Origin of the sequence: Pseudomonas sp. CCNWLW23, from assembly GCF_037095675.1 — a bacterium.
Lineage (GTDB): Bacteria > Pseudomonadota > Gammaproteobacteria > Pseudomonadales > Pseudomonadaceae > Aquipseudomonas > Aquipseudomonas atacamensis.
In genome coordinates, this window is record NZ_JBAWKM010000019.1 from 90,171 (window position 1) to 115,277 (window position 25,107).

Consider the following 25,107-nt stretch of genomic DNA (forward strand, 5'->3'; position numbering starts at 1 on the left):
GGGGGTGAGCTTTTGATCTTCAAAGTTTCAGATCAGCGTTTTTGCAACCAACCCAAGAAACCACCTTTTTTCACCGCCACCGGTTTGGCCATCAACGCGAGGCGACTGTTCTGCTGACGCACCGCCTGCAACTTGTTCAAGGCCCGGCCGACTTCGCTGCGCTTGTCCATGCACTCACGGGTCAACTGTTTGTCGAGACGATAGATGATGCTCGACGTCAGCGCTGTGAACGTCGCCTGCGACGGAGTATCGGCAAGAATGCTCTGTTCGCCCATGACTTCGCTCGGCCCCATGCGCCCGGCCTCGGTCTGGTCATTGCCGTCCGGCACCGTCGCGCTGACCACGCCCGTGGCGATCACGAACAGACTGTCCGGCACCTCGTCCAGATCCAGCACCACCTGACCGGCCGTGTACTGCTGCGCGACCATCGACTCAGCGAGGCGATCGCGTTCTTCACTGCTCAGCGAGCGGAAAATCTTCACCTCGTCCAGCAACGCACGAGCGCGGCTCGACGGTTCGATCACGCCGTCGGGATGCCGGGAAATACCCGCCGCTTCGAGATGGCGGTGGGCGAGGTCGAACAGCTGATTGCGCACTTCGCTCTTCTTGCCCAGCTCAGCGATGAAACCGCTGGCAACGTATTCCGACATGGTTTCGCCGGCCTCTTTGAGTACGGCTTTCGGCGCCGGGCTGAGCAGCAGAGAACTGCTGCCCTGCAAGGTGCGATCAAGGGCATCCAATACCCGCCGCGGGCGAATGTGGTTCGGCACTTTGATACTGATCGAGACGCCGTGCATGTTGCTCGGCCGGCTGAGGTTGACGATTTTCGCCTTGGCCGCCACCGAGTTCGGTACGACGGCCATGGTGCCGGCGCTGGTCAGCAGGTGCGTGGCGCGCCAGTCGATATCGAAGACCTTGCCTTCGACGCCGTCGATCATCACCAGATCGTCCACCTGATACGGCTTGGTGGTGTTGAGGACGATGCCGGAAAACACGTCGGCGAGGGTGCTTTGCAGCGCCAGACCGACCACGATGGCGACCACCCCGGAAGTGGCCAGCAGACCTTTGACTGGCAGCTCCAGCACGTAACCGGCTGCCGCAACAATGGCGACCAGAAACACCAGCGCGCCGATGACATCCTGCAACAAGCGTCCGCTGTGACCGATGCGGCGCATCAGCGCCAGGCCGATCACTTCGGTCAGCACCCGTGCTGCGTACAACCACCAGAGAATCCCCAGCGCCGTCGCCCCCAGTTGTGCCACGCGATCATCAGCGAACAGCGGAGCCTGCAACGGGCTGACACCGGCATTGATCACCAGCGCGCTGAACGCCAGAAACAGCGCCAGACGCACGCCGACTCGCGGCGCGCGGTGGCTGAAGGGCGAGAAGTGCCAGAGTGCGGCGTCGAGCAGGAGCAGGACGGCGCTCCAGGACAGCAGGTGGGCGTAGAAAAGAGTCATGACCGGTACTCCGCGACGCTGGTGAGAAAAAAGATCGCAGCCTGCGGCAGTTCCTACAGGGAATCGTATTCCAGGGTAGGCGCTGCCGCAGGTTGCGATCTTTTGCTTTTATGGATTCAGATGAGTCTTCAGTTCAGCCGCCGCCTGACGCACCGCGGCTTTGACTTCCGGAATCTGGCTCAGCGGATTGAGCAGACCAAAGTCATGAATCATCCCGTTGTAACGCACCGAGGTCACCGGCACGCCGGCCGCATCCAGATGCCGCGCATAACCTTCGCCTTCATCACGCAGCACGTCGAACTCGGCGGTCTGCACCAGGGCAGCGGGCAGGCCCTTGAGCTGTTCGGCGCTGGCTTTGAGCGGCGAGGCATGGATCTGCGCACGCTCGGCCGGGTTGGTGGTGTAGTTGTCCCAGAACCACTGCATCATGCCTTTGGTGAGGAAGTGGCCCTCGGCAAATTGCTGGTACGACCCGTCGTCGAACTGCGCATTGGTCACCGGCCACATCAACAGCTGGAAGCGCAGGGCAGGGGTTTTCTGCTCTTTGGCCATCAACGCTACGACCGCTGCCATGTTGCCGCCGACGCTGTTGCCGGCCACCGCCAGACGCTTGCCGTCGACACCGATGTCCTTGCCGTGCTCGGCCACCCATTTCGTCGCAGCGTAAGCCTGATTGATCGCGGTCGGGTACTGCGCTTCCGGCGATGGCGTGTAATCGACATACACCGCAACAGCGCCCGAGCCGACCACCAGATCACGAATCAGGCGCTGGTGCGTAGGAAAGTCACCCAGTACCCAGCCGCCACCGTGGAAGAACATGAACACCGGCAACTCGCCTTTGACCTTGGCCGGGCGCACCACTTTCAGGTTGAGGGTCTGGCCATCGACCTTGATCGCCTTGTCGCTGACTTCCACACCGGACAGATCAACCTTCACCGAGGCCTGCGCACCGGTCAGCACTGCACGGGCGTCTTTCGGGCTCAGTTGCTCCAGCGGACGACCACCGCCAGCGGCGAGGGCATCGAGGAACGCTTGGGTGTTGTGTTCGACGCCAGGGCTGCCAGCGGCGAAAGCGCTGCTGACGGAGAGGGCGAGGAGCGACGCGGCGAGGGTTTTCTTGACGATGTTCATGGTGGAAATCCTTTTGAATGATTTTGATTTTCTGATCGTTCCCACGCTCTGCGTGGGAATGCAGCCGGGGACGCTCCGCGTCCCAACGATCAGATGGCTGCCTTCGGCAGCTCTTTGTGTTCAGGGTTGTTTTCAAACCGTGAGCACAGATTAATGGGCTGCTGAAAAGCGAAAAAGCGGCTATAAAGCGTTTAACTGTCCACCAGAGAGTGACAATGAACCCGTTCGAAGACATGCGTATTTTTTGCCAGGTCATGGACTCCGGCAGCTTCACCGCTGCGGCCGATCAGTTGGGGCTGTCCAAGCAGTTCGTCAGCCGCCGTTTGATGCAACTGGAAGAGCGCCTCGGTGTGCGCTTGTTGAACCGCTCGACCCGCCGCCTCGACGTCACCCCGCTGGGGCAGAGCTATTACGAATCGGCGTTGCGTTTGCTCGGAGAAGTCGAGCAGGTCGAGCAGGGCATCGCCGGCGAAACCGCCGAGCCGCGCGGCACGATTCGCCTCAGCGCGCCGCTGTCGTTCGCGGTGGCGCATCTGGGTTGTCTGCTGCCGTTGTTCCTGCAGCGTTATCGCGAAGTCACCGTCGAGGTCGATTTAAGCGATCGTCCGGTCGACCTGCTCGGCGAAGGTTACGACCTGGCCCTGCGCATCGGCGTGCTGGAAGACTCGACACTGATCGCCCGGCGCATCGCCAGCATCGAACGGGTCTACTGCGCCAGCCCGGCCTACCTCGCCGAACGCGGCACACCACTCAAACCCGAAGACCTGCACAGCCACGATTGCCTGCCTTACGGCCACGGTCGCTCGGTGCAATGGCGCTTCAACGAAGCACCGGGCAAACCGCTGCTGATCAACGTCACCGGGCGCATGCGCGTCAACAACGGCGAACTGCTGCGAGACGCAGCGGTGCAGGGGATGGGCATTACCTATCTGCCAACCTTCATCGTCGGTGCGGCGTTGAAGGACGGGCGGCTGGTGCCGGTGCTGGATGACCTGCGCCCGGAGCCGCTGACCCTGTCGGCGGTTTATCCGCAGCATCGCCAGGCTTCGCGGCCGGTGCAGGCGCTGGTGGAGTTTTTGCGTGAGCGGCTTAACCAGAGTCATGTGAATCTTTGATAGTGGTGCCTACTGGGCAAACAAACGGCGTGTTATCGATCGGGCGAACGTCACACCGTTTTTTCCTGCTATGTCTTTATGGATATTCCTGTCGGGTATGCAAAACGCTAAGTATCTCGATTCGATCCGTCACCTCATAAATCACTACGTAGTTAGGATGTATAACGATTTCCCGGGTGCCGGGAGATCGACCTTTACGGTAGAGATGGGGATGAACGGAGAGTGAGGTTGTGGATTCTTCGATGGATTTCGAGAGACTCACTGCGGCTGCAAAGTTTCTCTAGCCAATGTATCTGAGGATGTTCGAAAGATCGGCCTTGGCTTCGGGCCGCCACTCAATCTGCATCGGCCTTTTTTCGCATGGATTCGATCAAGGCATGCATGTCCGCCATCACGTCCTCATGGGGGAGACTCGGATGGGGATCATCTCTGGACGCCTGCACCTTGGCTCGCAACCAGCGATCATGACTGGCAGCCTGCTCGTCGTTTTCAAACCCTGAATCGTCGGGAAAGATTTTGCCGTCCATAGTGCCTCCGGGATCAATGCCTGGCAGTCTATTCGGTACAGGGATTGCTGTCGTCGTTGTCTGGATGAACTGCATCTGGGTCGAGCTCCATGAGTACTTGTAGTTCGTCAAATCCTAGCCTGAGCGCTTCCGACGGCCAACCGACGGAAGATGTAGGAAAACGGTTGGGGTTTCCCGAGTTCCTTCCTTTTTCTGTAGGACTCGCTGAAGAGGACTGCGCAGTGTGATTACAACATTGGAACAACCGCCACCCCGGGTCTGTTCTAGACTCACGCCGCTCAATCACGAGTCTCACCCGGAGTAGCGCCATGGAAGTGCCCAACCCCAAAACCGCCATCGAAAGCAATCGACAGGCGTGGAACGATTCTGCCCGTCATCATCAGGATTCGCCGGACTGGCAGGCATTGCTCAACGATGTCGCGCAGGCGGAGTTTTGCTGCCTTGATGACACCTCGCGCGGCTTGCTGGACGTCGACGGCAAAGACGTGATTCAACTGGGCTGCAATAACGGTCGGGAGAGTCTGTCACTGTTTGCGCTGGGTGCCCGCAGTGTCGTCGGCGTCGATCAATCCGCAGCGTTTCTTGAGCAGGCCCGCGAGCTCAACAGCCGCTCGCCGCATACTGCCGAATTCGTCGAGAGCGACATCCACCATCTGCCCGCATCGCTGCATAACCGCTTCGACGTAGCCCTGATTACCATTGGTGTACTCAACTGGATGCCTGACATCGGCGAATTCTTCCATCATGTCGCGCAGGTGCTGAAGCCGGGCGGCAAACTGGTGATCTACGAAACCCATCCTTTTCTGGAAATGGTTGATCCGCAGGCTGAAGATCCCTACCGCCTCGCCAGCTCGTATTTCCGTGTCGAGCCGTTTGTGCAGGAAGAACCGATTGTGTATGTCGGCAAGGTCGAGCAGCCGGCGGCGAAGTCGTACTGGTACGTGCATACGCTGGGCGCGATCTTCAGCGGCGCCATTGGAGCGGGGCTGAGCATCGTTGATTTTCAGGAATATGCGCATTCGAACCGGGAAGAGGTGTATGACTGCTACCTGAACCAGCAGGCGCAGTTGCCGATGTGCTTTAGCCTGGTGGTGAGCAAGGCCTGAGAACCTTTTTTGCGACGGCTGGCCTCTTCGCGAGCAGGCTCGCTCCCACAGGGAAACGCATTCCAGTGTGGGAGCGAGCCTGCTCGCGATGGCGGCCTTGTGACCGCCAGAAAATTCAGGGAACGGCGTGATTGACTACGTGCCCCGGCTGCGCATAAAGATCAATGCCCAACGCATGAATCACCTTCAACACTGTGTCAAAGCGCGGCTTCGCTCCGGGAGCAAAAGCTTTGTACAAACTTTCACGACCCATGCCTGAATTCTTGGCGATCTGCGTCATTCCTCGCGCCTTTAACACGTAGCCGATCGCGCGAAGGAATTCTTCGCTGTCTCCGTCTGCAAGCACCTGTGACAGGTACTCACTGATGGCTTCATCACTGTCGAGCAGCGCGACCATGTCGAAATTCGTCAAAGTCTGGCTCATGGTTAAACCTCCTTTGTCATTTTTTGTGCGCGTCGGATGTCTGCGCTTTGTGAGGATTTGTCGCGCCCGATGTCGTGCTTGACTCTATCCAAGTGGATACAGATAAACAGTCGGCCAAGTCTTTTCCGAATGTTGGAAGTGTCGTCACAGTTTGTAGGCAACCAGCCAATCGCTTGTGAGAGCTGCGGGTGCAGCTACTGGCCTCTTCGCGAGCAGGCTCGCTCCACAGGGAAACGCATTCCAATGTGGGAGCGAGCCTGCTCGCGATGGCGGCGTTGCGACCGCCACATTTCACACGACCGCATCAAGCCTGCGCTGCGGCACTTACCACCGGCCGACCCGGTTTGCGCAGCGGATCCAGGCGTGAGCCTTCATAGCGGGTTTCGCGGAAGAATTTCCAGCGGCCGAACAGGCAGTAGACGTGGGTCACCCGGCCCTGTTCCTGATAGCCCATACGGATATGCAGTTTCAGCGCCGGGATGTTATGGGTTTCACAGACGTCGACGACCTTGGTGCAACCCTGCGCCGCCATCGCTTGCCAAAGTGCAACCTGCACGTCCACCGACAGGCTGCTGCCGAAGTAGGCGCGGATCATTTCGCCGCCGAATTCGAAGAACTCGCCGGGTTTGACCGGGAAAGTGCAGCCGTAATAGTGGCGGTCGTGGTAGTCGCGAATGCTGCCCCAGATAAAGCCCACGGCGTGGCCATCGGCGTCCAGGTACATGTGCCCGGTGTGGCCCTCGGCAGCCAGTTCGGCCATGGTGCCGACTCGGTCGCCGAAGTGTTTGCTGAACGCCACGGCGTTCTCCGGGGTGATGTCGACTTTGCGCAGGCCTTCATACGGGCGCAGTTTGTGCGGCGGCACCGGGCTGACCAGGTCGCGCTCCATCCACAGCAGTTCCCAGTGGAAGAACACGTAGCGTTTCCACAACGTCCCGACGGTGCGGCTCAGGCCTTTGTGTCTGATGCGATCTTGCACTTTGGTGATGATGCTCATGATGCCCCTCCAGGGTCTTGGCCCGGATGTTGTGGTGAGTGTCGTTACAGCGGTGATTCATTCGAGCGCCGTAGCGCCCTGCGTTTCTTCTCGATTGAGGTCGGCATACGAGACTCGCGCGACGCCCCTCAAACCCTGTTCGAGTACCTGGCTCAACGACTCGCCGGAGTCGAGATAGGCATCACCGAAATCGACGCCGAGGCGGGTCGGGTGGGCGACGATTTCCAGCACGCCGTCGCTGGGGACGCTGGCATTGCGCACGTCCACCGGGGTGCAGACGTAGTCGGCGGTGACCCGCGCCAGACTCTGCAAACGGCCATTGAGCAAACCCTTGAATAGGCGCTTGGGCAGCGTGAGGTTGTGCCCGAGGTTGCGCGCCAGCCGGATCGGTACGCCTTGCTCGGCGGCAAACTTCGCGACGATTTCGCCGATCGGCCAGATGTTGTGTACGTGCTGGTGCGAGTCGATATGGCTCGGGCGCATGTCGTGATCGACGCAGCGTTGCCATTGCGCCTGCAACTCGGCGCGCACCGCGTCACGGTCTGCGCGACCCAGCCACAGGCTGTGGCGGGGCAGGTTGAGGTCGAACACACCGTTGCCATCGCAGAAGGTCCGCCGCCCCAGGATCGCCTGGCTCAGCGGGCGTCCGTAGGTCAGGTTGAAGTGCAGGCCGATCCGCCCTTGCAGCGTCGGATGGCGAGCCATGGTGCAGGCGGCTTCAAACGCCGGCATGTTGGCCATGGCCGTGGCTGAGCTGATCAGGCCGGCCTGGAAGGCAGCGAAGATCACTGCGTTTTCGTTGGCGCTGAGACCGAAGTCATCAGCGTTGACTATGACTTGGCGAGGCATGGCCGCCCTCCGGAGTGATTGCGACAGGTTGCACCAGCGCTGCAGGTTTTTTGTTTGCACGGCGGGCCCGCCACTGCTGCACGGCGGGCTTGCAGCGATACCAGATGCGCAGCGCCAGACCCAATGCCAGTCCACTTGGGCGCCACGAATAGAAACTCCAGCGCCAGTGTTCCAGCTGTCCGGTCATGCGTTCGTGCAGTTGATGGCTGGAGTTTTCCAGGCTGACCCGCGAGGCATCGATCCAGTGCCAGTGCTCATCCAGGCCCCAGCGAATCCATTCCTCCAGCAACACCCGGCCACTGCCAAGGTCGGCGTATTGCGGCAGGAAGGCGAGGTTGTAATCGTAGAGCCGGCCCTGTTCGAGCAGGCCGAGGCGATAGCTGATGCAGCGGCCGTTCAGCTCGAGCATCACCACGCGCACCAGGCCTTGGCCGGCGAGGGCGGTGAACGCGCGTTCGATCCATTGGCGGCTGCGCGGCGTGGCGAAAATCCCGACGCCTTCATCGCCTTTCCAGCTCACCGCCTCGACTTCGCTGATGGTCTGCAACAAGGCAGCCATGCTCAGCGCATCTGGAGTGATCCGGCGGATCTGCGCACCGCACGCGGCGATCCGTTTGCGAGCCCGGCGCAGTTTGTAGCGCGGGTCGCCGGAGACTTCCTGATGGTCGGCTTCGCTGATCAGATGCACCGGCACCCGGCAGCTCAGGCGCCGTTCGGCAGTGGAACTGCGCGCCATCCATGCGGTGACGGCACTTTCTTCACCCGCAGGCTCCGACAATTCATTGAGTTGCAACAGCGCATGGGGCAGGCGCTGGCGAATCAGCAGCAGCGCCTCGTGCATGTCCTCGCCGCCGAGCAGCGACAGCAAAGCCAGACGATCAGCCAGCGGATAACCCAAGTGATGCAAGACCCGAAACGGCACGCCGGCGAAGCGCTCGCGGCTGGCTACCAGCGGCAGGCACAGACGCAGTTCTGCGGCTTCCCAACCGAGCAGAATGTGCAGGCGCTGATCCTCGGCCAAAGCCTGTTCGGCCGCGCACAACCAGCCGAGATTGTTGAACGGCGTATGGTCGCTCACGCCCAGGCGCAGCGTTTCATACGCGGTTGCCGGGAAGTCGGCGGCGCACAGGGACGTGCGCCATTCGAATCGCATCACCATAGGTTCAGGCCGCCGTTGCGTTGACAGGTGGACGGGAAGTTTTACCCAGCGCCGCCAGGCGCGAACCGCTGTAGCGGGTTTCGCGATAGAAGCGCCAGCGACCGAACAGCGTGTAGATATTTGTGATCCGCCGTTGTTCGGTATAGCTCATGCGCAGATGCAGCTTGAGCGCCGGGATGTTGGTCGACTCACAGACATCGACCACTTTGCGGCAGCCCTGGGCGGCCATGGCTTCCCACAGACGCAATTGCAGGTCCACCGACAGCTCTGTACCCCAGTAGGCCCGGGCCAGTTCGCCACCGAACTCGAAGAACTCACCGGGTTTCACCGGGAACCGGCAGCCGTAGTAATGCCGGTCGAAATAATCCCGCGGCGTGCCCCAGATAAACGCTACGGCATCGCCTTGCTCGTCGACATGCATGTGCCCGGTGTGGCCCTCTTTGGCCAGCTCGGCCATCGTGCCGACACGGTCGCCAAAGTAGCGCGCGAAAGCGCTGGCGTTGTCCGCCGTAATCCTGACCACGCGCAGTGGCGGATAGGGTTTGAGGCGGTGCGGCGGCACCGGGCTGACCAGGTCGCGCTCCATCCACAGCAGTTGCTGATGGGAAAAAATGTACAGTTTGCGGATCTTGCCCAAGGTCGCTCGCAGGCCTTTACGACGAATATGTCCGCTGAGTTTTTGCAAAACATCCATGGTCTCTTCTCCTGATGAGGGTGCCATGCGCGGCATCAAGCCCGCGCGGCAGAGCATCGAAGGGCGGCTCATGAAGCGCTCCAGCTCAGGGCAAACAGGGTTTGTCCCGGCAGTTCGAAACGCACGCGCCCGTTGTCGCAGGCAAACGGTGCGTCGCGGCTGCGATTGTCGGCGCCGAAGTAACGCAGGGCGCCATGGTTCAGCGGGCACCTGGCGCCGCTCAGATCGACGCGTTGCAGGCGCGTCCCTTTGTTCACTCCCAGCAACGTGCGCTGCTCGTCGCCGGCCATCGCCAGCACATCCACCTCGAAGGCGTCGTTATCCAGTTGCAGCACTTGGCGCAGCCAGTGGCGGGCGATGAATTGCTGGGCCAGACCGACCGGTTTCAGCTCGAAGCGATCCTCGCCCAATATGCGCAACATGCCTTTGGGGTAATGCGGCTCATCGGCGGCCTGAAACCAGTTGAGCATGCTCAGCAAACCGTCCTGCGAGGCATTGATCACCACTGAGGCCCACCACAGCGAGGTGTAGTGGGTTTCCTGATCGTAGGGGCTGAGGCTGGAGCCGCTGGACAGGTTGGTCTGATCGAGCAGCAAGGCCTTGCGCGGCTGACCATTGGCGTCGAGGCCGACCAGTTCGGCGGCGCGCCGCACACTGTCGCGGTAGACGCGGGTGGCGAGCAGATCGCGAATCATCCATTCATGCCAGGCCAGTGCATCGATCTGGTCGGCTGACTCGCTGAGCAGGCGCCGTGCCCAATCGATTCCGCGCTTGTCTGCCGCATTATCGGCGAACGGGCCGTTGACCAGTCGCGAGCTGGCCGGCATGGCGATGCGCACACCGGCGCGGGCATTCGCCGGGTTGCTGCGCACCTGACGCGCCATGCTGGTGAAAATCGCCAGATATTGCTCGTAGCTGGAGTAGTTGAGATTGGGCTCGTCGGCAAAGCCGATGTAATGCGTGCCGCTGCCGCCGAGGGCGCGGGTGCTCGCCAGCCAGGCGTCGAGGCCGCTGTTGCTCTGCACGTCGGCGCGCAGATCGGCCTGGCGCTGACTGCCGGCCAACAAGGTGATGTCGTTGCGGATGCCGAAACGCTGCTGGTACACCCGGCGGAATGCGTCCTCGAACTGCGGATTCTGCGCCGTGACGTCGACAAAACTGTAATAGCTCGCCGCCGTCGGCTTCAGCGCATCGAGCAGCGCGTGGCTGGCCGCTGGCGGCATCACGTAAGGCAGAGCGATGCCAAGATCCGGCGTGCGTCCGAGGACTTTGTCATGCAGTACCAGCCGCACCTCTGCGACCTCTTCACGCAGCGGTTGCAGTTGCTGCGGATTCTGCGCAAACAGATTGGCTGTGCCGTCGAGCCAGAACGCCGCTTTGCCGCTGCCTTGCAGTTGCAGACGCCAGACCTGCTCGCGGGGGCTGACTGGCAATGCAATCTGATCGAACTGCCAATAGGCGCGATAAGGCTTCAGTGCGAGAGTCAGCGCCTGGTGGTCGCCGATCCGCTGCGCCTGCAACGCGGTGACGCCGCCATGGAATTTGCCGGCGAGCACTGCGCGCTCACCGGCTGCAACTTTGAAATACAGCACGTCGCCATTTTTGCTTTCGGCACTGAAGTGCACTTTGGCCGGGGCAAACAGGGCGACGGTGCGCGCATCGTGTTCGATGCGGTAGTGGCGGAAGCTGTAGCCGGGAATTTCCAGTCGATAACTCGCCGCGCCGGGCAGCAGCGGCCAGGTCTGACTGCCACGGGTTTCGCTGGCCTTGATCAAGCGTTCGCCGAGCAATTTACCGCGACCGTCGAGCAGGTACAGCTGCTCTTCGTTGGCGTCCGCTTGCCACGCCGGGGTCCAGCGCACGGTCACGCTGTCAGGCTGATCGGTTTGCAGAAACAGACTGCCGTCACGAATCTCACCCCAGCGCATCGACGCCGCCAAAGCGTCCAGCGACAGGCCGAGACCGAACAGCAGGTACAGGCCTTTCATGCGGGCTTCCTCTGCAGCATCGACCACATCGGCAGCACGTCGCGGGGCAGGATGATCAGGGTTTGCCAGAACGGCACGCCGCTAAAGCGGCAATACAGCACCAGCATGGCCACGGTCACTGCCAGATAGGCGATCGATGATGCGGCGGCGGCGCCGACAATGCCGTAGGCCGGAATCAGCACCAGGTTCAGCGCCAGATTGAGCAGCGCGCCCAGGCCCATCAACAAGGACACCGAGCCGGGGCGATTCTTGCCCAGCAAGTCCAGGCGCAGAATGCTCGCGTAGCACAGGCCCAACAGCCCCGGCAGCAACGCCAGCAGCGCCGGGTACGCCGGCTGGTAGGCAGCGCCAAACAGGGTGACGATCAACCACTCGCCGATCACGGCCATACTCAGGCAGGCGCCGAGCATCACCGTCGCGGTCAGGCGCAGCGCCAGCGGAGTGACCTTGTCCATGCCTTCATCCTGTTGCAGCAGGCGTTTCATCAGCGGTGTGGTCACCGCTTCGGGGACGATCAACAGCAATTCGGCAGCAGCGCTGGCCATGGCGTAATGGCCCAGCGCGGTGCTGCCGAGCAGGGCGCCGATGAACAGGTAATCGGAGCGCAGAATCACTTGCTGGAACAGCAGATCGGGATGGCTGCGCGCGCTGTAGCGCAGCAGCTCCTTCTGGCTGGCGCGATCCCATTGCAGCTGCAATGGCTGCGCCCGCTTCAGCCAGACCCAACCGGCGAGCACCACCAGACTGATCCCGGCCAGCCAACTGATCAGCGCCGCTTCCAGCGCTGCGCTCTGCCACATCCAGAACAGTGCGACGAACAGCAACAGCGGCGCCAGCGATTCGATCAGGCGCAAGACGTTGAACGCGACCACGCCACCTGAGGCGTTGTGCAGGGTCAGCAGGCCGCTTTTCAACACGGTCAACGGCACCGCCAGCAGCAACAGCCAGGCGAGCAGGCCCAGTTGCATGGTCACGTCCAGTTGCGTGCCGAATTCGCGCACCAGCGCCACCACCAGCAAAGTCAGCAAACCGGCCAGCAGACAACCGAACACCAGCACCTGGCTGAGCAACAAACCCATCGGCCGCTGCTTCGCCGCCTGATAACCGACCGCCGAATTCAGACCGCCGCTGGTGGCCGCACTGATCAGATCCGGCAGGGTGCTGAGCAGGGCGAACAGGCCGCGTTCGCTGGGGCCGAGAATCCGCGCGAGCAAGACGTTGCGCAGCAAACGCAAGGCGATCATCGCCAGCTTGGTGCCCATGCTCAGCGCCAGATGCTTGAGGTAGTTGCCTCGGCTCATGGCCGCGCTCCCCGATAGATCCGCCACGACAGCAATTGCGGATGGCGCGCGGTGCGCTGGCTGACGCCAAAACGCGGCAGGTTCAGCGGATCGCCGTCGCCGCGATAGATCCCGGTGCCGGTGCCCAGCGCAAACGGGTAATCGTGGTCCGCGACCTGCTGGCGAACGCGATCATCGTTGTCGCCGTTGGGGTAGCAATACACCGGTAGAGGTCGGTTGCAGCCGTTGTTCAATGCGTCGCGGCTGCGGCGGATTTCTTCGCTCAGGCGCGCATCATCGAGACCGGTGAGGATTGCGTGGCTGGCGCCGTGCGGGCCGAACCGCACCAGACCGGAGGCTTCCATCGCCCGCACCTGATGCCAATCCAGTGCCTGTGGCAGCGAGTCCTTCGGGCATTCGTCGGTGAGCTCTTCCAGTTCCTGCGGAGCCAGGCTTTTCAACCCTTGCAGGTAATGCAGCAGCGCCAGACTGCGGCGCTCGACATCGATGTCATCAAGCAGCACCGGCAGCGGATGTTTGCGCGCATGCAGGCACTCGATCAGGTGCATGCGTGCTTTATCGCCATGGCTGCCCCACAGGGTTTCGCCAAGGCTTTCCCACCAGAAGCGCTGGCGGCTGCCGATGAAATCGGTGGAGAGAAAAATGCTCGCCGGCACCTGATGTTTTTGCAGCAGCGCGAAGGCGTTGACGGCGTTGTCACGCCAGCCATCGTCAAAGGTCAGCGCCACCCGTGGGCGCTCGCTGCGCAGGGCGTTGGGCTGGAGAATTTCCATCAGCGGCACGCAGTCGAAATGCTTGCGCAGCCACACCAGCAAATGCTCGAACGCTTTCGGTCCGACGCACAGTTCATTGCGGTGCGGCAGGTCGGCGGCGCGGTCGTTGGACAGCACGCGATGCAGCATCAGAATCACCCCCGCGCCCTGCAACTGCTGACGGCCCACCGGCGAGTTGAGGTAGAGCCAGCCACTGGTGCTTTTTATCAGTTGTTTGATCGCCATGGCTTCGGTCCTCTTAACGGTTCTGTTCCGGATTCCACTGGGCATACCGCTGGCCGCGCAGGAACTGCCACAGGCCGAGACTCATCCCGGCGAGGGTGACCAGCAGAAACGCGGCGAGGCGGAACGGTTTCGGCAAGCGGTGTTGCGCATCCAGCAGGCCGGCAATTGCCACGCTGTAGCCGAACAGTTGCGCGATCAGGCTCAGGCGATAGAAGCCGTGCTCGTCCCACAGCCAGCAATTGCTCAGCAGCAATGGCAGAAGAAGAACCGGCGCCAGGCGGCGGATCAGTTTGTGGCTGATCAACGCCAGTGAATACAGGCCATGCTTGAGCGGATTGAGCAGCTCGCGGCGCTGGGCCAGGCTTTGCAGGCCGCCGACGGTGACGCGCTGACGACGGCGAAACTGTTTGTCCGCCTCGTCGACGCCATGGTCGATAACCTGCGCTTCGGGCACGTAGACGATGCGCTTGCCGGCCACCGGTGCGCAGGTGCTGATGAAGAAATCGTCGTTGACCTCGGCCGGTACGTTCTGGAACAACTCGCGGCGCAGGGCTAGCAGGGCGCCGTCAGCGGAGACCATGCAGCCGGTGCGGTTCTCGACCCGGCGCAGCCAGCCTTCGTAATGTCGGTACAGGCTGTCGCCGATGCTCAGGCCGCCACCAGTAACCGGGATCACCATGTGCCCGGCGCAAGCGCCTACCTGTGGATCGCTCAGCGGCGCGAGCAAGTGGCCGAGGGTGTCGCGTGACCATTGGTTGTCGGCATCGGTGAACACCAGGATGTCGCCGGTGCTCAGGGCCGCGCCGGCATTCAACGTGGCCGCTTTGCCCTGACGCGGCAGGTCGAGCACGGTGATGCGCGGATCAATCACTTTGTGCGCGCAGGCCACGGTGTCATCGGTAGAGCCGTCGCTGGCGAGAATGATCTGCAGCGTCGCCGGTTGATAATCCTGCGCCAGCAGCGTGCGCAACTTGTGCTCGATATGCCGCGCCTCGTTGTGTGCGGCGATGACGATGCTGACGTTCAGCGGCGGCGCCGGCGTGTGTCGCCACGCCGGAAACAGCGGCGCGAGAATCGTCAGCAACAGCGGGTAGCCGACGTAGGCGTAGACCGGCAGCAACAGGCACATCCAGAAAATGAACTCAGCCACGGGCAGGCCTCCTTGCGTTCCACTGACACAGACTCAGGATGAAAGCGGCCCCGGCCAGGTGCAGGCGCAGCCAGTGCAGGCCCCACAGTTGCAGGGTCAGAAGCGGATCACGGTGCTTGAGACTCTGGCGAACGCTCAGTACCAGCCCCGGCATCAGGGTCAGCGTCACCATTAGCGCTGCGTGGTGCGGAAAACCGTCGAGCAGCGCCGAAATCGCCAGAAAGTCCAGCAGCCAGACGAACAACGACAGCATTGGAAAGCGCAGCAGGCGCAGGCTCATGCCATGGGTGCGCAGCAGTTGCAGATGGCTGCCCTGGCGCCACATTTCCTTGCCCATCCATTCGCGCCAGTTCATTTCGTAACCCCAGTGCAGCGCGACCTTGTCATTGACCGTCAGCAGACGCGCGCCCTGTTCGTGCAGGCGCAGGGTGAATTCCTTGTCTTCGCCGGTGCGCAGGGTCTCGTTGAAACCGCCGACCTTATCGAACCAGTCGCGACGCATCAGCAGGTTGGAACTGGGCAGCCAATCGACGCTGTGGCTGACGCGGTGCGACGGCTGCGAAGTGCGGCGCTGCCAGGCCGTGGCGAACCATGGCGCCTCGGCCGGCGTATGCAAGTCCAAGCCGAACACATCGGCCTGGCCACTGGCTTGGATGTCGAACAAGGGCTGCAACCAGGTTTCCGGCATTTCCACGTCGGCGTCGATGAAGGCCAGCCATTCCCCGCTGGCGATCGCCGTGCCGCGATTGCGCAGCGCGCCGATCAACAGCCCCGGCAAACTGAGCACGGTTGCGCCGAACTGCCGGGCAATCTGCGGGCCCTGGTCGTTCGAGCCGTTGTCGACCACGATCAGCTCGCACTCGACATTGGCCGCGTGTGCGGCTTTCTGCGCAGCGAGCAGGGTTCGGCCAATGTGCCGCGCCTCGTTGTACATCGGAATGACGATGCTGATCCGCTTCATGCCTGCGTCTCCGTAGTCAGTGGCGCCTGCTCGGCCTTGATGCGCAGCACGCTGGTCAGCGCCAGCATGATCCACACGTATTTCTGGTTCGGCGCGCTGAGGAACATCAGGAACAGGGTCAGCGACAGAAAGCTCACACCCAAATGGGTCATCATGTCTGCCCGATGTCCATCACCGCGCAGCATCCACGCCGCCCGCGCGCGGATCAGGTTGTACAGACCGAGCCCGAGCATGCCGACGAAGAACAGCCCGGCGGGCACGCCCAGTTCGCTGAAGATTTCCAGATAGGTGTTGTGGGCGCGGCGGTACAGGTCGCCGATCTTGCGGTTGGCGGAAAACGCCTTGGCGTAACCGGTGGTCGCGTAATGCAGCGGGAAGGTCCCGGGGCCGGAGCCGAGCACCGGGTGCTCGCGGATCATCTGGCTGCCGACGACGATGTAGGAAGCACGGCGGCCGAGGGATTCGTCCTGCGCCTTGGAGCCGGCGCTGAGGATGCTCAATGACTGGATCCGTGCCATGTAACCGGCCGGCATGGCGTAGATCGCCAGCGGAATCACGATGGCCGCACCGAGCATGACGAAACCCAGGTGCCGTGGGCGGATGTGGGTCAGTTGCGCGCGGTAGTGCCAGATGCCGATGAGCAGACTCAACGCCAATACCACCAGGCCTGAGCGCGATTCGGTCTTGGTCATGCCACCGAGCAACAGCAGGCAGCAAGCGCCCCAGAACAAGCGGTGCAGCAGGTTCGGACTGCGGATCACCAGCAGCAGTCCAAGAGGAATGGCGAAGGCGATCAGCATGGCGAAGGCGTTGGGGTCTTCGAGCAGGCCGGCGGCGCGGCCCTGATCCTGAAACTTCGCCGAGAACATCGCCATGGCGCAGGTCGCGGTGACGGCGAGGGTCACCAGCCGGGCGAACAGGTCGAGGTTCAGTTCGCGGCCGATCAACAACGTAATGACAAACAGCACCAGACCAACGCTGAGTTCGCGCAGGTGCCCCAGCGACATGCTCATGTCATCGGTATTGAGCAAGCTGAGAAAATACAGAACCATGAAGCCGATCAGGCAGTGCCACAGATTGCTGCGCAGGCGCTGCGACGGAATCTGGTGCAGCGCCAATTGCAGCATCACGATCACTGCCAGCGAGGCGCCGAGCAACTTGCTGCCCGACACCGAGCTGTCCTTGAAGAACCCTTCGAACGGCACCAGCGCGGCAATGCCGAGCAGGCCCCAGGTCGGCTTGCGGTACAGAACGGTGAAACCGACCAGACCAATAACCGCCCCCGGTGCCAGATACGGCCAGGGACTGGCCAGCAAACCGAGGCTGACCAGGGCGAACAGACTGACGATCGAGAGCGGGAAAATCATGCGCGTGTCTCCCGTGCCGTTTGGATGTACAGCTGCGACCAGCGTTCGGCCAAAGCCTTGAGGTCGTAGCGCTCCTGTTGGGTGCGTCTGGCGTTGTCGCGCAACTGCGCGGCCAGCTTCGGTTCGGCCAGCAGTGTGTCGAGCTGGCGGGCGAGGGCGGCGGTATCCGTCGGCGCCGCGAGCAGGCCGTTGTGACGATCCTGCAAGACATCCGGAATACCACCGACCGCGAACGCCACCACCGGTACGCCGGCCTGCATCGCTTCGAGCAGAATCATTGGCGTGCCCTCGGTGCGCGAGCTGATCACCAACGCATCGAGTTGCTGCCACCAGCCTTGCATCGCCGTCTGGTAGCCCGGTAGGCGAATCCGCTGCTGCAACCCGGCAGCATCGATGCGCGCCTGCAAGGCCTCGCGTTCCGGGCCGTCGCCGAGCATCACTGCGTCCAGTTGCGGATGCTGGTGACACAACGCAATCAGCGCATCGAGGAACAGGTCCGGGCCTTTTTCACTGCTCAACCGCCCGACGTAACCGGCCAGCCAGCGTTGCCGCTCCGCCACCGGCTGCATTGCCGGTGCTGCCGGCAAACCGTTGGGAATCACCTGCAACTTCTCCGCGCTCACGCTGGCCTGCAGATGCAGCGTGGCGATGCTTTGTGCCACGCAAACCACCCGTTTCACCGACGCCGTGCGGCACAGTTGCAGGCTCAGCCAGGTGTAGAACTTCTGCTTGCGACTGCGCGGGGTGAAGCCGTGCTGGGTGATCACCAGCGGCAGGCGCAACAGCGTGGCGCCGACCCAGCCGAACAACAACCCTTTGAAGTTGTGGGTGTTGAGCAACGGTTGGTCGCCCCGGCGCTGACGCAAGTGCCGCAACAGCTCGCCCAGCCCGGCACAACCACGGGCGTCCACCCCAGCCTCACGAAAGCGCGAGATCAGCTCAGGCGGCGCGTCGAGGAACAGCACCTGGTGCTGCCCCGGCGTGGCCAGGCAATGATCCAGCAACATCCGCTCGGCCCCGTAGAAGCCGCCGCTGCTGAGCAAATGAATGATCGGCAGGGCGACGATTGGGGTGGACACCGCGTTCAATTGCGCACCCAGTGAACCAGGCTCGGCATGGTCCAGTTCTTGTGCGGATTGCCTGGCTGTGACGTTTCTTCGTTGAGTACCAACAAGACTGGCAGGCCCAGCTCATGGCTGATTTGCGCCGGATGCTTGAAGCGGTGATCGAAGAACTCACGAACGTAGACGAAGGCGATCGCCAGCAGCAGCCCGGTGAACAGCCCGAACGGGATGATCAGCAGCGGTTTCGGGAACGCCGGCTCGGTCGGTTCGAACGGTGGGCTGAGTACCCGGGCGTTGGACAGGTCATCGTTGAGCGAGCGCGTGGTGCTGCTTTCGGCAAAGCGCTGGGCATAGGTCGAGAACGCTGCGTGCAGCGCATCGATCTCGGTGTCCATCTGGCGCAGTTTGCTCTGGGTCTGCTGCAAGTCGCGGATGCGGTTCTTGAACTCGGCGATGCGTGCGGTTTTCTGCTCGATCACCTGCTTGACCACGGCCAGGTCGGCGGTGCGTTCCTGGATGCGGTTGCTCACCACTTTGAGAAACTGCTGACGGGTGCGGGCGATCTGCTCGCGGGTCAGCAGCATCGGTTCGCTGCCGGGCTGGAACACCGCCAGATCGTTCATGTAGCGGCTGACCTGGCTGGTCAGTTGCTCGCCCATCTGTTTGATTTCCCGGTCCTCGAACGCCACGTTGTCGACGGTGGTGGTGAAGGTGTAGGGGAAGGTGTAGTCGTTGAGCTTGCTGCTGCTGGCGGCGGCGAGCGCGGTTTTCAGATACTCGAGCCAACGCTGGCTTTGCAGCAGGCGATCCTGATACAGGTTCAGCGCCTGTTCTTCAGTGTTGATGGCGTTGAGGCGGAAGGTGATTTCCTCCTTCGGATCCGCCGCGCCGACATTTTCCAGCAGCGCTTGGCGGTTACCTTCCAGACCATCGAGCCGCACTTGATACTGGTGTTTTTTGGTCTCGTAGAACGACTGCGGCAAGTCGATCGATTGCAACGCCTGACGGCTGACCAGATAGTTCTGCAGCAGGGCGCTGACAAACGTCGTGCCTTGCTGCGGATCCGGGAAGCTGTAGGTGATCGAGATCACGTTGGAGCCGGGCAGGGTCTCGATTTTCAGGCTGTCGACGGCTTGCTGGGTCAGGGCGTCGAGGGTGGTGTCACGCACCGGATCGGTTTCCATGCCGAGCCCGTTGCGCAGCGGGTTGATCACGTACTCGCGCAGCGGTGTCGAGACGTAGCGCTTGAACGGTTCGCCAAGCAACTTGGCGAACACCCCGGGTGGCGGGCTGTATTCACCGTTGTCGCGCAGTTCGCTGATGGTCTGACGGATAAGTGCTGGCGAGCGGAGGATGTTGCTCTCGGTTTCCATGTCCGCCAGCGACGGCGGAATGAACGTGGCGTTGTCCACCGTGAGCGACGTGGTGGCGTCACCCTGAGAGAGTTTTTTCGACTGCACGATGACCTGCGCGGTGATATCGAAGCTCTGTTTGAGTAGCAGCGGCAGGAGCAGGGCGATGACTGCAAAGGTCAGGAAGACGCGCTTCACCAGTTGCTTGTTGGCGAAGAAAATCCTGAAGAACTCATGCAGGTAGTTTTCCTTTGGGTTCATGTCGGTCACCTGTGAGTTAGTTGTCACTGTCTTTGTTGTCGACGCGGTAGCCGAAGCTGAAACCGACGCCCTGGAACAGCACCACATCAGCCAGTTGGCGGGCGAGTTCGCCGGCGCTGGCCAGTTTGGTTTTTGGCACGTAGAGCATGTCGTCCGGTTGCAGGTAAGCGATTTGCGGGGCATCGCCGGACAGGGCTTTTTCGACGTCGTAGCGCACCGCTTTCACCTGATTGCCGTTGCGCCGCATGATCACTACCGAATCCAGCCGCGCCTTTACGTTGGTACCGCGCGCCAGGGTCAGCGCCTCGAGCACCGACACCGGCCGGCGGATCGGATACGAGCCCGGTTGTGCGACTTCACCCAGCACGTAGATCTCGTTGCCGGCGGTGGACTTGAGCAGCACGTCCACAGTCATCCGGCCCGGCAGTTGCGCGTACTTTTTGTTGAGGAAGGTTTCCAGTTGATTGACGGTCATGCCTTGCAGCGGCACGGCGCCGATTTCCGGAAAACTCGCGTAACCGTCAGTGCCGACGGTGATCTCCCGGCTCATGCCGGTGGCCGGGTGATTGAGGGCGCTTTTCAGGTTCTGCTCGTTGCTCAGCGGGCTGATGATCTGCACGGTGAGCTGGTTGCGGTTGGGCTGGAACAGCTGTTTGCGCTGATAGACGCGCTGGATTTCCTGACGGGCTTCTTCGCTGGTCAGCCCGGCGATTTTCACCGAGGTGTTGGCGCCCGGCAGTTCGATGGTGCCGTCGGGCAGCACCAGTTGATTGCCGTTGAGCTGGCTGGCGGCGGTGAAATTCAGGCCGATCTGGTCGCCCGATTGCACGCGGTAGGCGTCCGAACCGCTGGTGCTGATATGGAAGATCACGTCCAGCACATCCTGCGGGCGCAGGGTCTGCTCGATCTTCGGCATATCGGTCGCCTGGGCGTTGGCCGGGGAAGCGGTGAGAATATTCACCGGCATGTTCTGGGTGTCGGAAGTGCTGGAGCAGCCCGCAAGCGGCAGCAACAGCAGGACAAGCATTCTGGCGTTCATGGCGTCATCCTTTGCGTTCGCTTACAGGTTTTTGTAAAGCCATTTGGGCATGTAGTACTTGCGCCGGTTGAACACGCTGCCGACCACTTTCGCCCCGGCCTGAGTCAGGCGTTGCACAGCGGCCTGGGCGACTTCCCAGCGGGTGTCTTCGGCGCGCACGACAAACACCACGCCGTCGACCTGAGTGCTGATGACCAGGGTGTCGGCGGCGGAATACACCGCGTCGCCGTCGATCACCACAAAGCGGTACTGGCTGCCCAACTGGTCGAGCAACGGGCTCAGGCGCTCGGCGGTCAGGTGTTCCAGCGTGCGGATCGGCCGGCCGTTGGGCAGCACATGGAAGGGCAGGCTCGAGACCTGCACCACGCAGTCCTGCAACAGCGGCGGGTTGCCCGGGTTGAACAGCAGGTCGCGCAGGCCGCGCTCCTTGCCGAGGTTCATCTGCTGGGTGAGGTTGTTCGCCGACTGGCTGGCATCGACCAGCAGCACCTGGCCGCTGCTCATCTGCGCCAGTTGACTGGCCAGTGCCAGAGCGCTGGTGGTGGTGCCGGCGCCGGGGTTGGCGGCGGTCAGGAACAGAATGCGCAGATCGAGATCCAGCACGGTCGAAGTCAGATTCGATTCGCTGGGGCTGGCGATGCTCAGGCTTTTATTGGTTGAACCGTCCATTAGCTTGCTCCGTGGCCGCTGAATACTTTGAAGGGGGTTTTCAACAGAATCTTCAGATCAAGCAGAAGGCTCTGCTCGGCGATGTAGCTGAGGTCCAACTCAACGCGCTGGTCGAAGTCGATGTTGCTGCGTCCGGAGATCTGCCACAGACCGGTCATGCCGGGGTAGATCGCCAGACGCGCGAGGTGATTGTCCTTGTAGCGGTAAGCGTTGAACGAGGTCGGGCGAGGGCCGACCAGGCGCATGTCGCCGGTCACCACGTTGATCAGGTTGGGCAGCTCATCGAGGCTGGTGCGCCGCAGGAAACTGCCGATGCCGGTGACGCGCGGGTCCTTGTCGATCTTGAAGTCGATGGCGTCTGCCCCGTGCTTGTTCAGGTGGCGCAGCGACTCTTTGAGTTCTTCGGCGTTGCTGACCATGGTGCGGAACTTGAACATGCCGAACTTGCGCCCGCGATAACCGGTGCGTTTCTGCACGAACAGCACCGGCCCCGGGCTGGTGAGCTTGATGGCCAGGGCCAGACCCAGCAGCACTGGCGAGATCAGCACGAGAATCGTCAGCGCGCCGAGGCAGGCGACCACCCGATTGGTCCGCGACAGCTGCCATGGGCGGCCGCCATCGCGGCCGCTGAGCCAGCCGCGACCCTGACGGTGGATCGCCGCGTCGAGGCGCATGCGATGTTCCGGGTCGACGCGCTTGTCAGGGCGCATCTGTGCAATCGACACACTTCTTTCATGTCCAGTCATGGCGTCCTCCGCATTCAATCAGCCGCAAGCGGCGCACGGGCAGTGGGGTAGTAGTCGCGGAACCAGGCGATGAAGCGGCCCAGTCCTTCATCCAGTTCTATCCGGGGCTGGAATCCGGTGGCCTGGGCCAGATCGCTGGCCTCGGCGCAGGTGTTGAGCACGTCGCCCGGTTGCAGCGGCAGCAGCTCGACAATGGCTTGCTGATCGAGATGTTTTTCCATCAGCGCGAGGTAGGTTTTCAGCGCGACCGGCTGCTGCCCGCCGATGTTGAACAGGCGCCACGGCGCCATGCTGCTGGCGGGGTCGGGCTGCTCGCGATCCCACTGCGGATTGGCTTGTGGTGGCTGATCGATGAGGCGAGCGATGCTTTCGATGATGTCGTCGATGTAGGTGAAATCGCGCTGGTGGTCGCCGTAATTGAACAGCTTCAGCGGCTCGCCTTCGCTGATCGCCCGGGCGAACTGGATCGGCGACATGTCCGGCCGGCCCCAAGGTCCGTACACGGTGAAAAAACGCAGGCCGGTGCAGGGAATGCCGAACAGATGGCTGTAGCTGTGCGCCATCAGTTCATTGGCTTTCTTGGTCGCGGCGTACAGCGACAGCGGATGGTTGACGCCATCCTTGACCGAGTAAGGCGTGTGTTGATTGGCGCCGTACACCGAACTCGACGAGGCGTAGATCAAGTGCTCGACCGGGTGATGCCGGCAGCTCTCGAGAATGTTCAGGAAACCGTTGAGGTTGCTGTCCAGATACGCCCGTGGATTGTCCAGCGAATAACGCACCCCGGCCTGCGCGGCGAGGTGGATCACCACTTGTGGCAGCTCGCGGGCAAACAGCGCATCGATCGCCGAAGCGTGGGCCAGATCCACCGTGGCCAGCGGAAAATCGCCGACCTGCTCGCGCACCCACTGCACGCGGTCGTGCTTGAGCTGCGGGTCGTAGTAGTGGTTGAAATTGTCCAGGCCGACCACCGAATGCCCGTCGCGCAGCAAGCGCAGGACGCAATGAGCACCAATGAAGCCGGCGGCACCGGTCACCAGAATCTTCATGGCCGCAGCCCTTCAGGGGCGATGTGGCGCAGACCGATGCCGCTGTAATGCAGGCCGGCGGCGGCAACCTGTTCCGGGTTGTACAGGTTGCGCCCATCGATGATTACCTTCGACCGCAGCTTCTCGGCGAGCAGTTCGAAATCGACCACCCGGAAGTTTTTCCACTCGGTGCAGATCACCAGCGCGTCGGCGTCTTCGAGGGTGTCGTCGCGGGTCGCGCACAGGTGCAGGTCGTTGCGGTAGCCGTAGATGCGCCGGCACTCGGACATGGCTTCCGGATCGTAGGCCTGCACGCTGGCGCCTTCGGCCCACAACGCGTCCATCAGATAACGGCTCGGGGCTTCGCGCATGTCGTCGGTGTTCGGTTTGAACGCCAGGCCCCAGACCGCAATCGATTTGCCGGCCAGGCCCTGGGGAAACTGCGCGCGCAATTTGCTGAACAGGATGTGCCGTTGGCTGTCATTGACGTCGGTGACGCTGCGCAGCAATTTCAGCGGCATGCCGTTGTGTTCGGCGGTGTGCAGCAAGGCCCGCAGATCCTTGGGAAAGCACGAGCCACCGAAGCCGCAGCCCGGATAAATGAAGTGGTAGCCGATGCGCGGGTCCGAGCCGATGCCTTTGCGCACCGCTTCGATGTCGGCGCCGAGCAGCTCGGTGAGATTGGCCAGTTCGTTCATGAAACTGATGCGGGTGGCGAGCATCGCGTTGGCCGCGTACTTGGTCAGCTCGGCGCTGCGATTGTCCATGAACATCAGTTTTTCGTGATTGCGGCAGAACGGCGCGTACAGCTCGCTCATCTGCTCGCGGGCAGCGTCGTCGCGGGTGCCGATGATGATCCGGTCCGGGCGCATGCAGTCGGCGAGGGCGCTGCCTTCCTTGAGAAATTCTGGATTGGATACCACGCGCACCTGCAGCTCGGTTTTGCCGCGCAACAGCAATTCGCTGGTGGCCGTGGCCAGAACCTGGTCGGCAGTCCCGACCGGCACCGTGGATTTGATGATCAGCGTGCGATCGGCCTCCATCAGGCCGGCAATTTGCCGGGCGACGTTGAGCACATGGCTGAGGTCGGCAGAGCCGTCTTCGTCCGCCGGGGTGCCGACGGCGATGAAAATCAGCTCGGCGTGAGTCACCGCATCGCTGGCCTGAGTGCTGAACAACAAGCGCCCGGCCTTGATGTTTTCTTCAAGTGTTGCGGACAGGCCTGGTTCACTGATGGGCGGCACCGCTTGTTGCAGTTGTTTGATCTTGTTCGGATCAATATCAATGCATAAAACCCGATGGCCGACATCGGCAAGTGCAGCGGCTTGTATAAGTCCGACATAGCCAGTGCCAAATACGCTCACGTCCATCTGCGCACCTCAATAAAACCAGAAAAGTTAATTACGGATGAGATTGTTAAAGGGGTATAGCGCAGGGTTTGGAAAGCGTGTCAGCAAAATGACATGTTGCACGGGTATAACACTTGAGGCGTTTTTGGCGATTGGCCATCAAGTCATTGCTGCCATTGAATTTGTTGATTTCTTGCAGATTTGTTCAGATTTTATTTAACCGACAGACGGTCTAAGTCCCCGATATTAAAGGCTTTCACCGCTACAGGTGTGTCAGATTTGAGTCACCGTTTTTTTGACGCTTTCCCCGCCTATCAGTCATTTCTTGCGCTTTGATGGCCGGGTGCTAGTGTCAGGTTCTGACCGACAAAC

The 25,107-nt window shown here is 61.8% G+C and carries 23 protein-coding genes and 1 pseudogene; 2 read left to right on the forward strand and 22 right to left on the reverse strand.

The genetic code is table 11. The features are described 5' to 3' along the window. Positions 1-32: 32 nt before the first annotated feature. A complete protein-coding gene (locus tag V8J63_RS21735) occupies positions 33-1,460 on the reverse strand; it encodes a mechanosensitive ion channel family protein (protein ID WP_336464611.1) in 1,428 nt (475 codons plus the stop codon). A 108-nt stretch (positions 1,461-1,568) separates the two neighbouring features. After that, on the reverse strand, positions 1,569-2,591 hold the full coding sequence (locus V8J63_RS21740; RefSeq protein WP_024012434.1) for an alpha/beta hydrolase: 1,023 nt from the start codon (positions 2,589-2,591) through the stop codon (positions 1,569-1,571). Between the two features lie 215 nt (positions 2,592-2,806). Here V8J63_RS21740 and V8J63_RS21745 point away from each other — a divergent pair, with 215 nt between their 5' ends. Next, positions 2,807-3,706, forward strand: a complete 900-nt coding sequence (locus tag V8J63_RS21745) for a LysR family transcriptional regulator (RefSeq protein WP_024012435.1) — start codon at positions 2,807-2,809, stop codon at positions 3,704-3,706. 76 nt (positions 3,707-3,782) lie between these two features. Here the strand turns inward: V8J63_RS21745 and V8J63_RS21750 are convergent. Beyond that, a pseudogene (locus tag V8J63_RS21750) lies at positions 3,783-4,052 on the reverse strand (type II toxin-antitoxin system RelE/ParE family toxin). Then, positions 4,042-4,233, reverse strand: coding sequence for a type II toxin-antitoxin system RelB family antitoxin (gene relB, locus V8J63_RS21755; protein ID WP_038862015.1), 192 nt, complete (start codon positions 4,231-4,233; stop codon positions 4,042-4,044). Before relB ends, V8J63_RS21750 begins: the two are co-directional and overlap by 11 nt. A 308-nt stretch (positions 4,234-4,541) precedes the next feature. Between relB and V8J63_RS21760 the strand changes: the two genes are divergently transcribed. Next, positions 4,542-5,339 (forward strand): class I SAM-dependent methyltransferase, encoded by a 798-nt coding sequence (locus V8J63_RS21760; protein ID WP_336464612.1) that lies wholly within the window; start codon positions 4,542-4,544, stop codon positions 5,337-5,339. A gap of 115 nt (positions 5,340-5,454) precedes the next feature. Here the strand turns inward: V8J63_RS21760 and V8J63_RS21765 are convergent, their stop codons facing one another. From V8J63_RS21765 to V8J63_RS21850, 18 genes are all read right to left on the reverse strand, one after another. After that, a complete protein-coding gene (locus tag V8J63_RS21765; RefSeq protein WP_039762818.1) occupies positions 5,455-5,763 on the reverse strand; it encodes an addiction module antidote protein in 309 nt (102 codons plus the stop codon). 304 nt (positions 5,764-6,067) lie between these two features. Further along, positions 6,068-6,760: a GNAT family N-acetyltransferase gene (locus V8J63_RS21770; RefSeq protein WP_122700563.1), complete on the reverse strand. Its 693-nt coding sequence runs from the start codon at positions 6,758-6,760 to the stop codon at positions 6,068-6,070. Between the two features lie 57 nt (positions 6,761-6,817). Beyond that, positions 6,818-7,609, reverse strand: coding sequence for a carbohydrate deacetylase (locus V8J63_RS21775; RefSeq protein ID WP_336464613.1), 792 nt, complete (start codon positions 7,607-7,609; stop codon positions 6,818-6,820). Beyond that, complete coding sequence (locus V8J63_RS21780) at positions 7,581-8,768, reverse strand: GNAT family N-acetyltransferase (protein ID WP_122700565.1); 1,188 nt, start codon at positions 8,766-8,768, stop codon at positions 7,581-7,583. The genes V8J63_RS21775 and V8J63_RS21780 overlap by 29 nt, the downstream gene beginning before the upstream one ends. Before the next feature lie 4 nt (positions 8,769-8,772). Continuing rightward, a complete protein-coding gene (locus V8J63_RS21785; RefSeq protein ID WP_125926658.1) occupies positions 8,773-9,462 on the reverse strand; it encodes an N-acetyltransferase in 690 nt (229 codons plus the stop codon). A 68-nt stretch (positions 9,463-9,530) separates the two neighbouring features. Further along, the gene (locus tag V8J63_RS21790) at positions 9,531-11,450 is read right to left on the reverse strand and encodes a hypothetical protein (RefSeq protein WP_336464614.1); all 1,920 of its coding nucleotides are present in this window, start codon (positions 11,448-11,450) and stop codon (positions 9,531-9,533) included. After that, positions 11,447-12,751, reverse strand: coding sequence for an oligosaccharide flippase family protein (locus V8J63_RS21795; RefSeq protein ID WP_130926457.1), 1,305 nt, complete (start codon positions 12,749-12,751; stop codon positions 11,447-11,449). Before V8J63_RS21795 ends, V8J63_RS21790 begins: the two co-directional genes overlap by 4 nt. After that, positions 12,748-13,749, reverse strand: a complete 1,002-nt coding sequence (locus V8J63_RS21800; RefSeq protein ID WP_122610239.1) for a polysaccharide deacetylase family protein — start codon at positions 13,747-13,749, stop codon at positions 12,748-12,750. Before V8J63_RS21800 ends, V8J63_RS21795 begins: the two co-directional genes overlap by 4 nt. A gap of 13 nt (positions 13,750-13,762) precedes the next feature. After that, positions 13,763-14,899 carry a glycosyltransferase family 2 protein gene (locus tag V8J63_RS21805; protein ID WP_130926455.1) on the reverse strand — a complete coding sequence of 379 codons (1,137 nt, stop codon included), beginning with the start codon at positions 14,897-14,899 and terminating at the stop codon, positions 13,763-13,765. Then, the gene (locus V8J63_RS21810) at positions 14,892-15,860 is read right to left on the reverse strand and encodes a glycosyltransferase (protein WP_336464615.1); all 969 of its coding nucleotides are present in this window, start codon (positions 15,858-15,860) and stop codon (positions 14,892-14,894) included. The genes V8J63_RS21805 and V8J63_RS21810 overlap by 8 nt, the downstream gene beginning before the upstream one ends. After that, positions 15,857-17,227, reverse strand: a complete 1,371-nt coding sequence (locus V8J63_RS21815; protein ID WP_336464616.1) for an O-antigen ligase family protein — start codon at positions 17,225-17,227, stop codon at positions 15,857-15,859. The genes V8J63_RS21810 and V8J63_RS21815 overlap by 4 nt, the downstream gene beginning before the upstream one ends. Then, on the reverse strand, positions 17,224-18,315 hold the full coding sequence (locus V8J63_RS21820) for a glycosyltransferase family 4 protein (RefSeq protein ID WP_336464617.1): 1,092 nt from the start codon (positions 18,313-18,315) through the stop codon (positions 17,224-17,226). The genes V8J63_RS21815 and V8J63_RS21820 overlap by 4 nt, the downstream gene beginning before the upstream one ends. Beyond that, positions 18,312-19,904: a GumC family protein gene (locus V8J63_RS21825; RefSeq protein ID WP_071171770.1), complete on the reverse strand. Its 1,593-nt coding sequence runs from the start codon at positions 19,902-19,904 to the stop codon at positions 18,312-18,314. The genes V8J63_RS21820 and V8J63_RS21825 overlap by 4 nt, the downstream gene beginning before the upstream one ends. A 16-nt stretch (positions 19,905-19,920) precedes the next feature. After that, a complete protein-coding gene (locus V8J63_RS21830) occupies positions 19,921-20,943 on the reverse strand; it encodes a polysaccharide biosynthesis/export family protein (protein WP_041478599.1) in 1,023 nt (340 codons plus the stop codon). A gap of 21 nt (positions 20,944-20,964) precedes the next feature. Continuing rightward, positions 20,965-21,612, reverse strand: a complete 648-nt coding sequence (locus tag V8J63_RS21835; protein ID WP_024012451.1) for a CpsD/CapB family tyrosine-protein kinase — start codon at positions 21,610-21,612, stop codon at positions 20,965-20,967. After that, complete coding sequence (locus tag V8J63_RS21840) at positions 21,612-22,358, reverse strand: sugar transferase (protein ID WP_016774101.1); 747 nt, start codon at positions 22,356-22,358, stop codon at positions 21,612-21,614. Before V8J63_RS21840 ends, V8J63_RS21835 begins: the two co-directional genes overlap by 1 nt. A gap of 14 nt (positions 22,359-22,372) precedes the next feature. After that, on the reverse strand, positions 22,373-23,407 hold the full coding sequence (locus tag V8J63_RS21845) for an NAD-dependent epimerase (RefSeq protein WP_336464618.1): 1,035 nt from the start codon (positions 23,405-23,407) through the stop codon (positions 22,373-22,375). Beyond that, positions 23,404-24,756, reverse strand: a complete 1,353-nt coding sequence (locus V8J63_RS21850; protein ID WP_016774103.1) for a UDP-glucose dehydrogenase family protein — start codon at positions 24,754-24,756, stop codon at positions 23,404-23,406. The genes V8J63_RS21845 and V8J63_RS21850 overlap by 4 nt, the downstream gene beginning before the upstream one ends. Positions 24,757-25,107 lie beyond the last annotated feature (351 nt).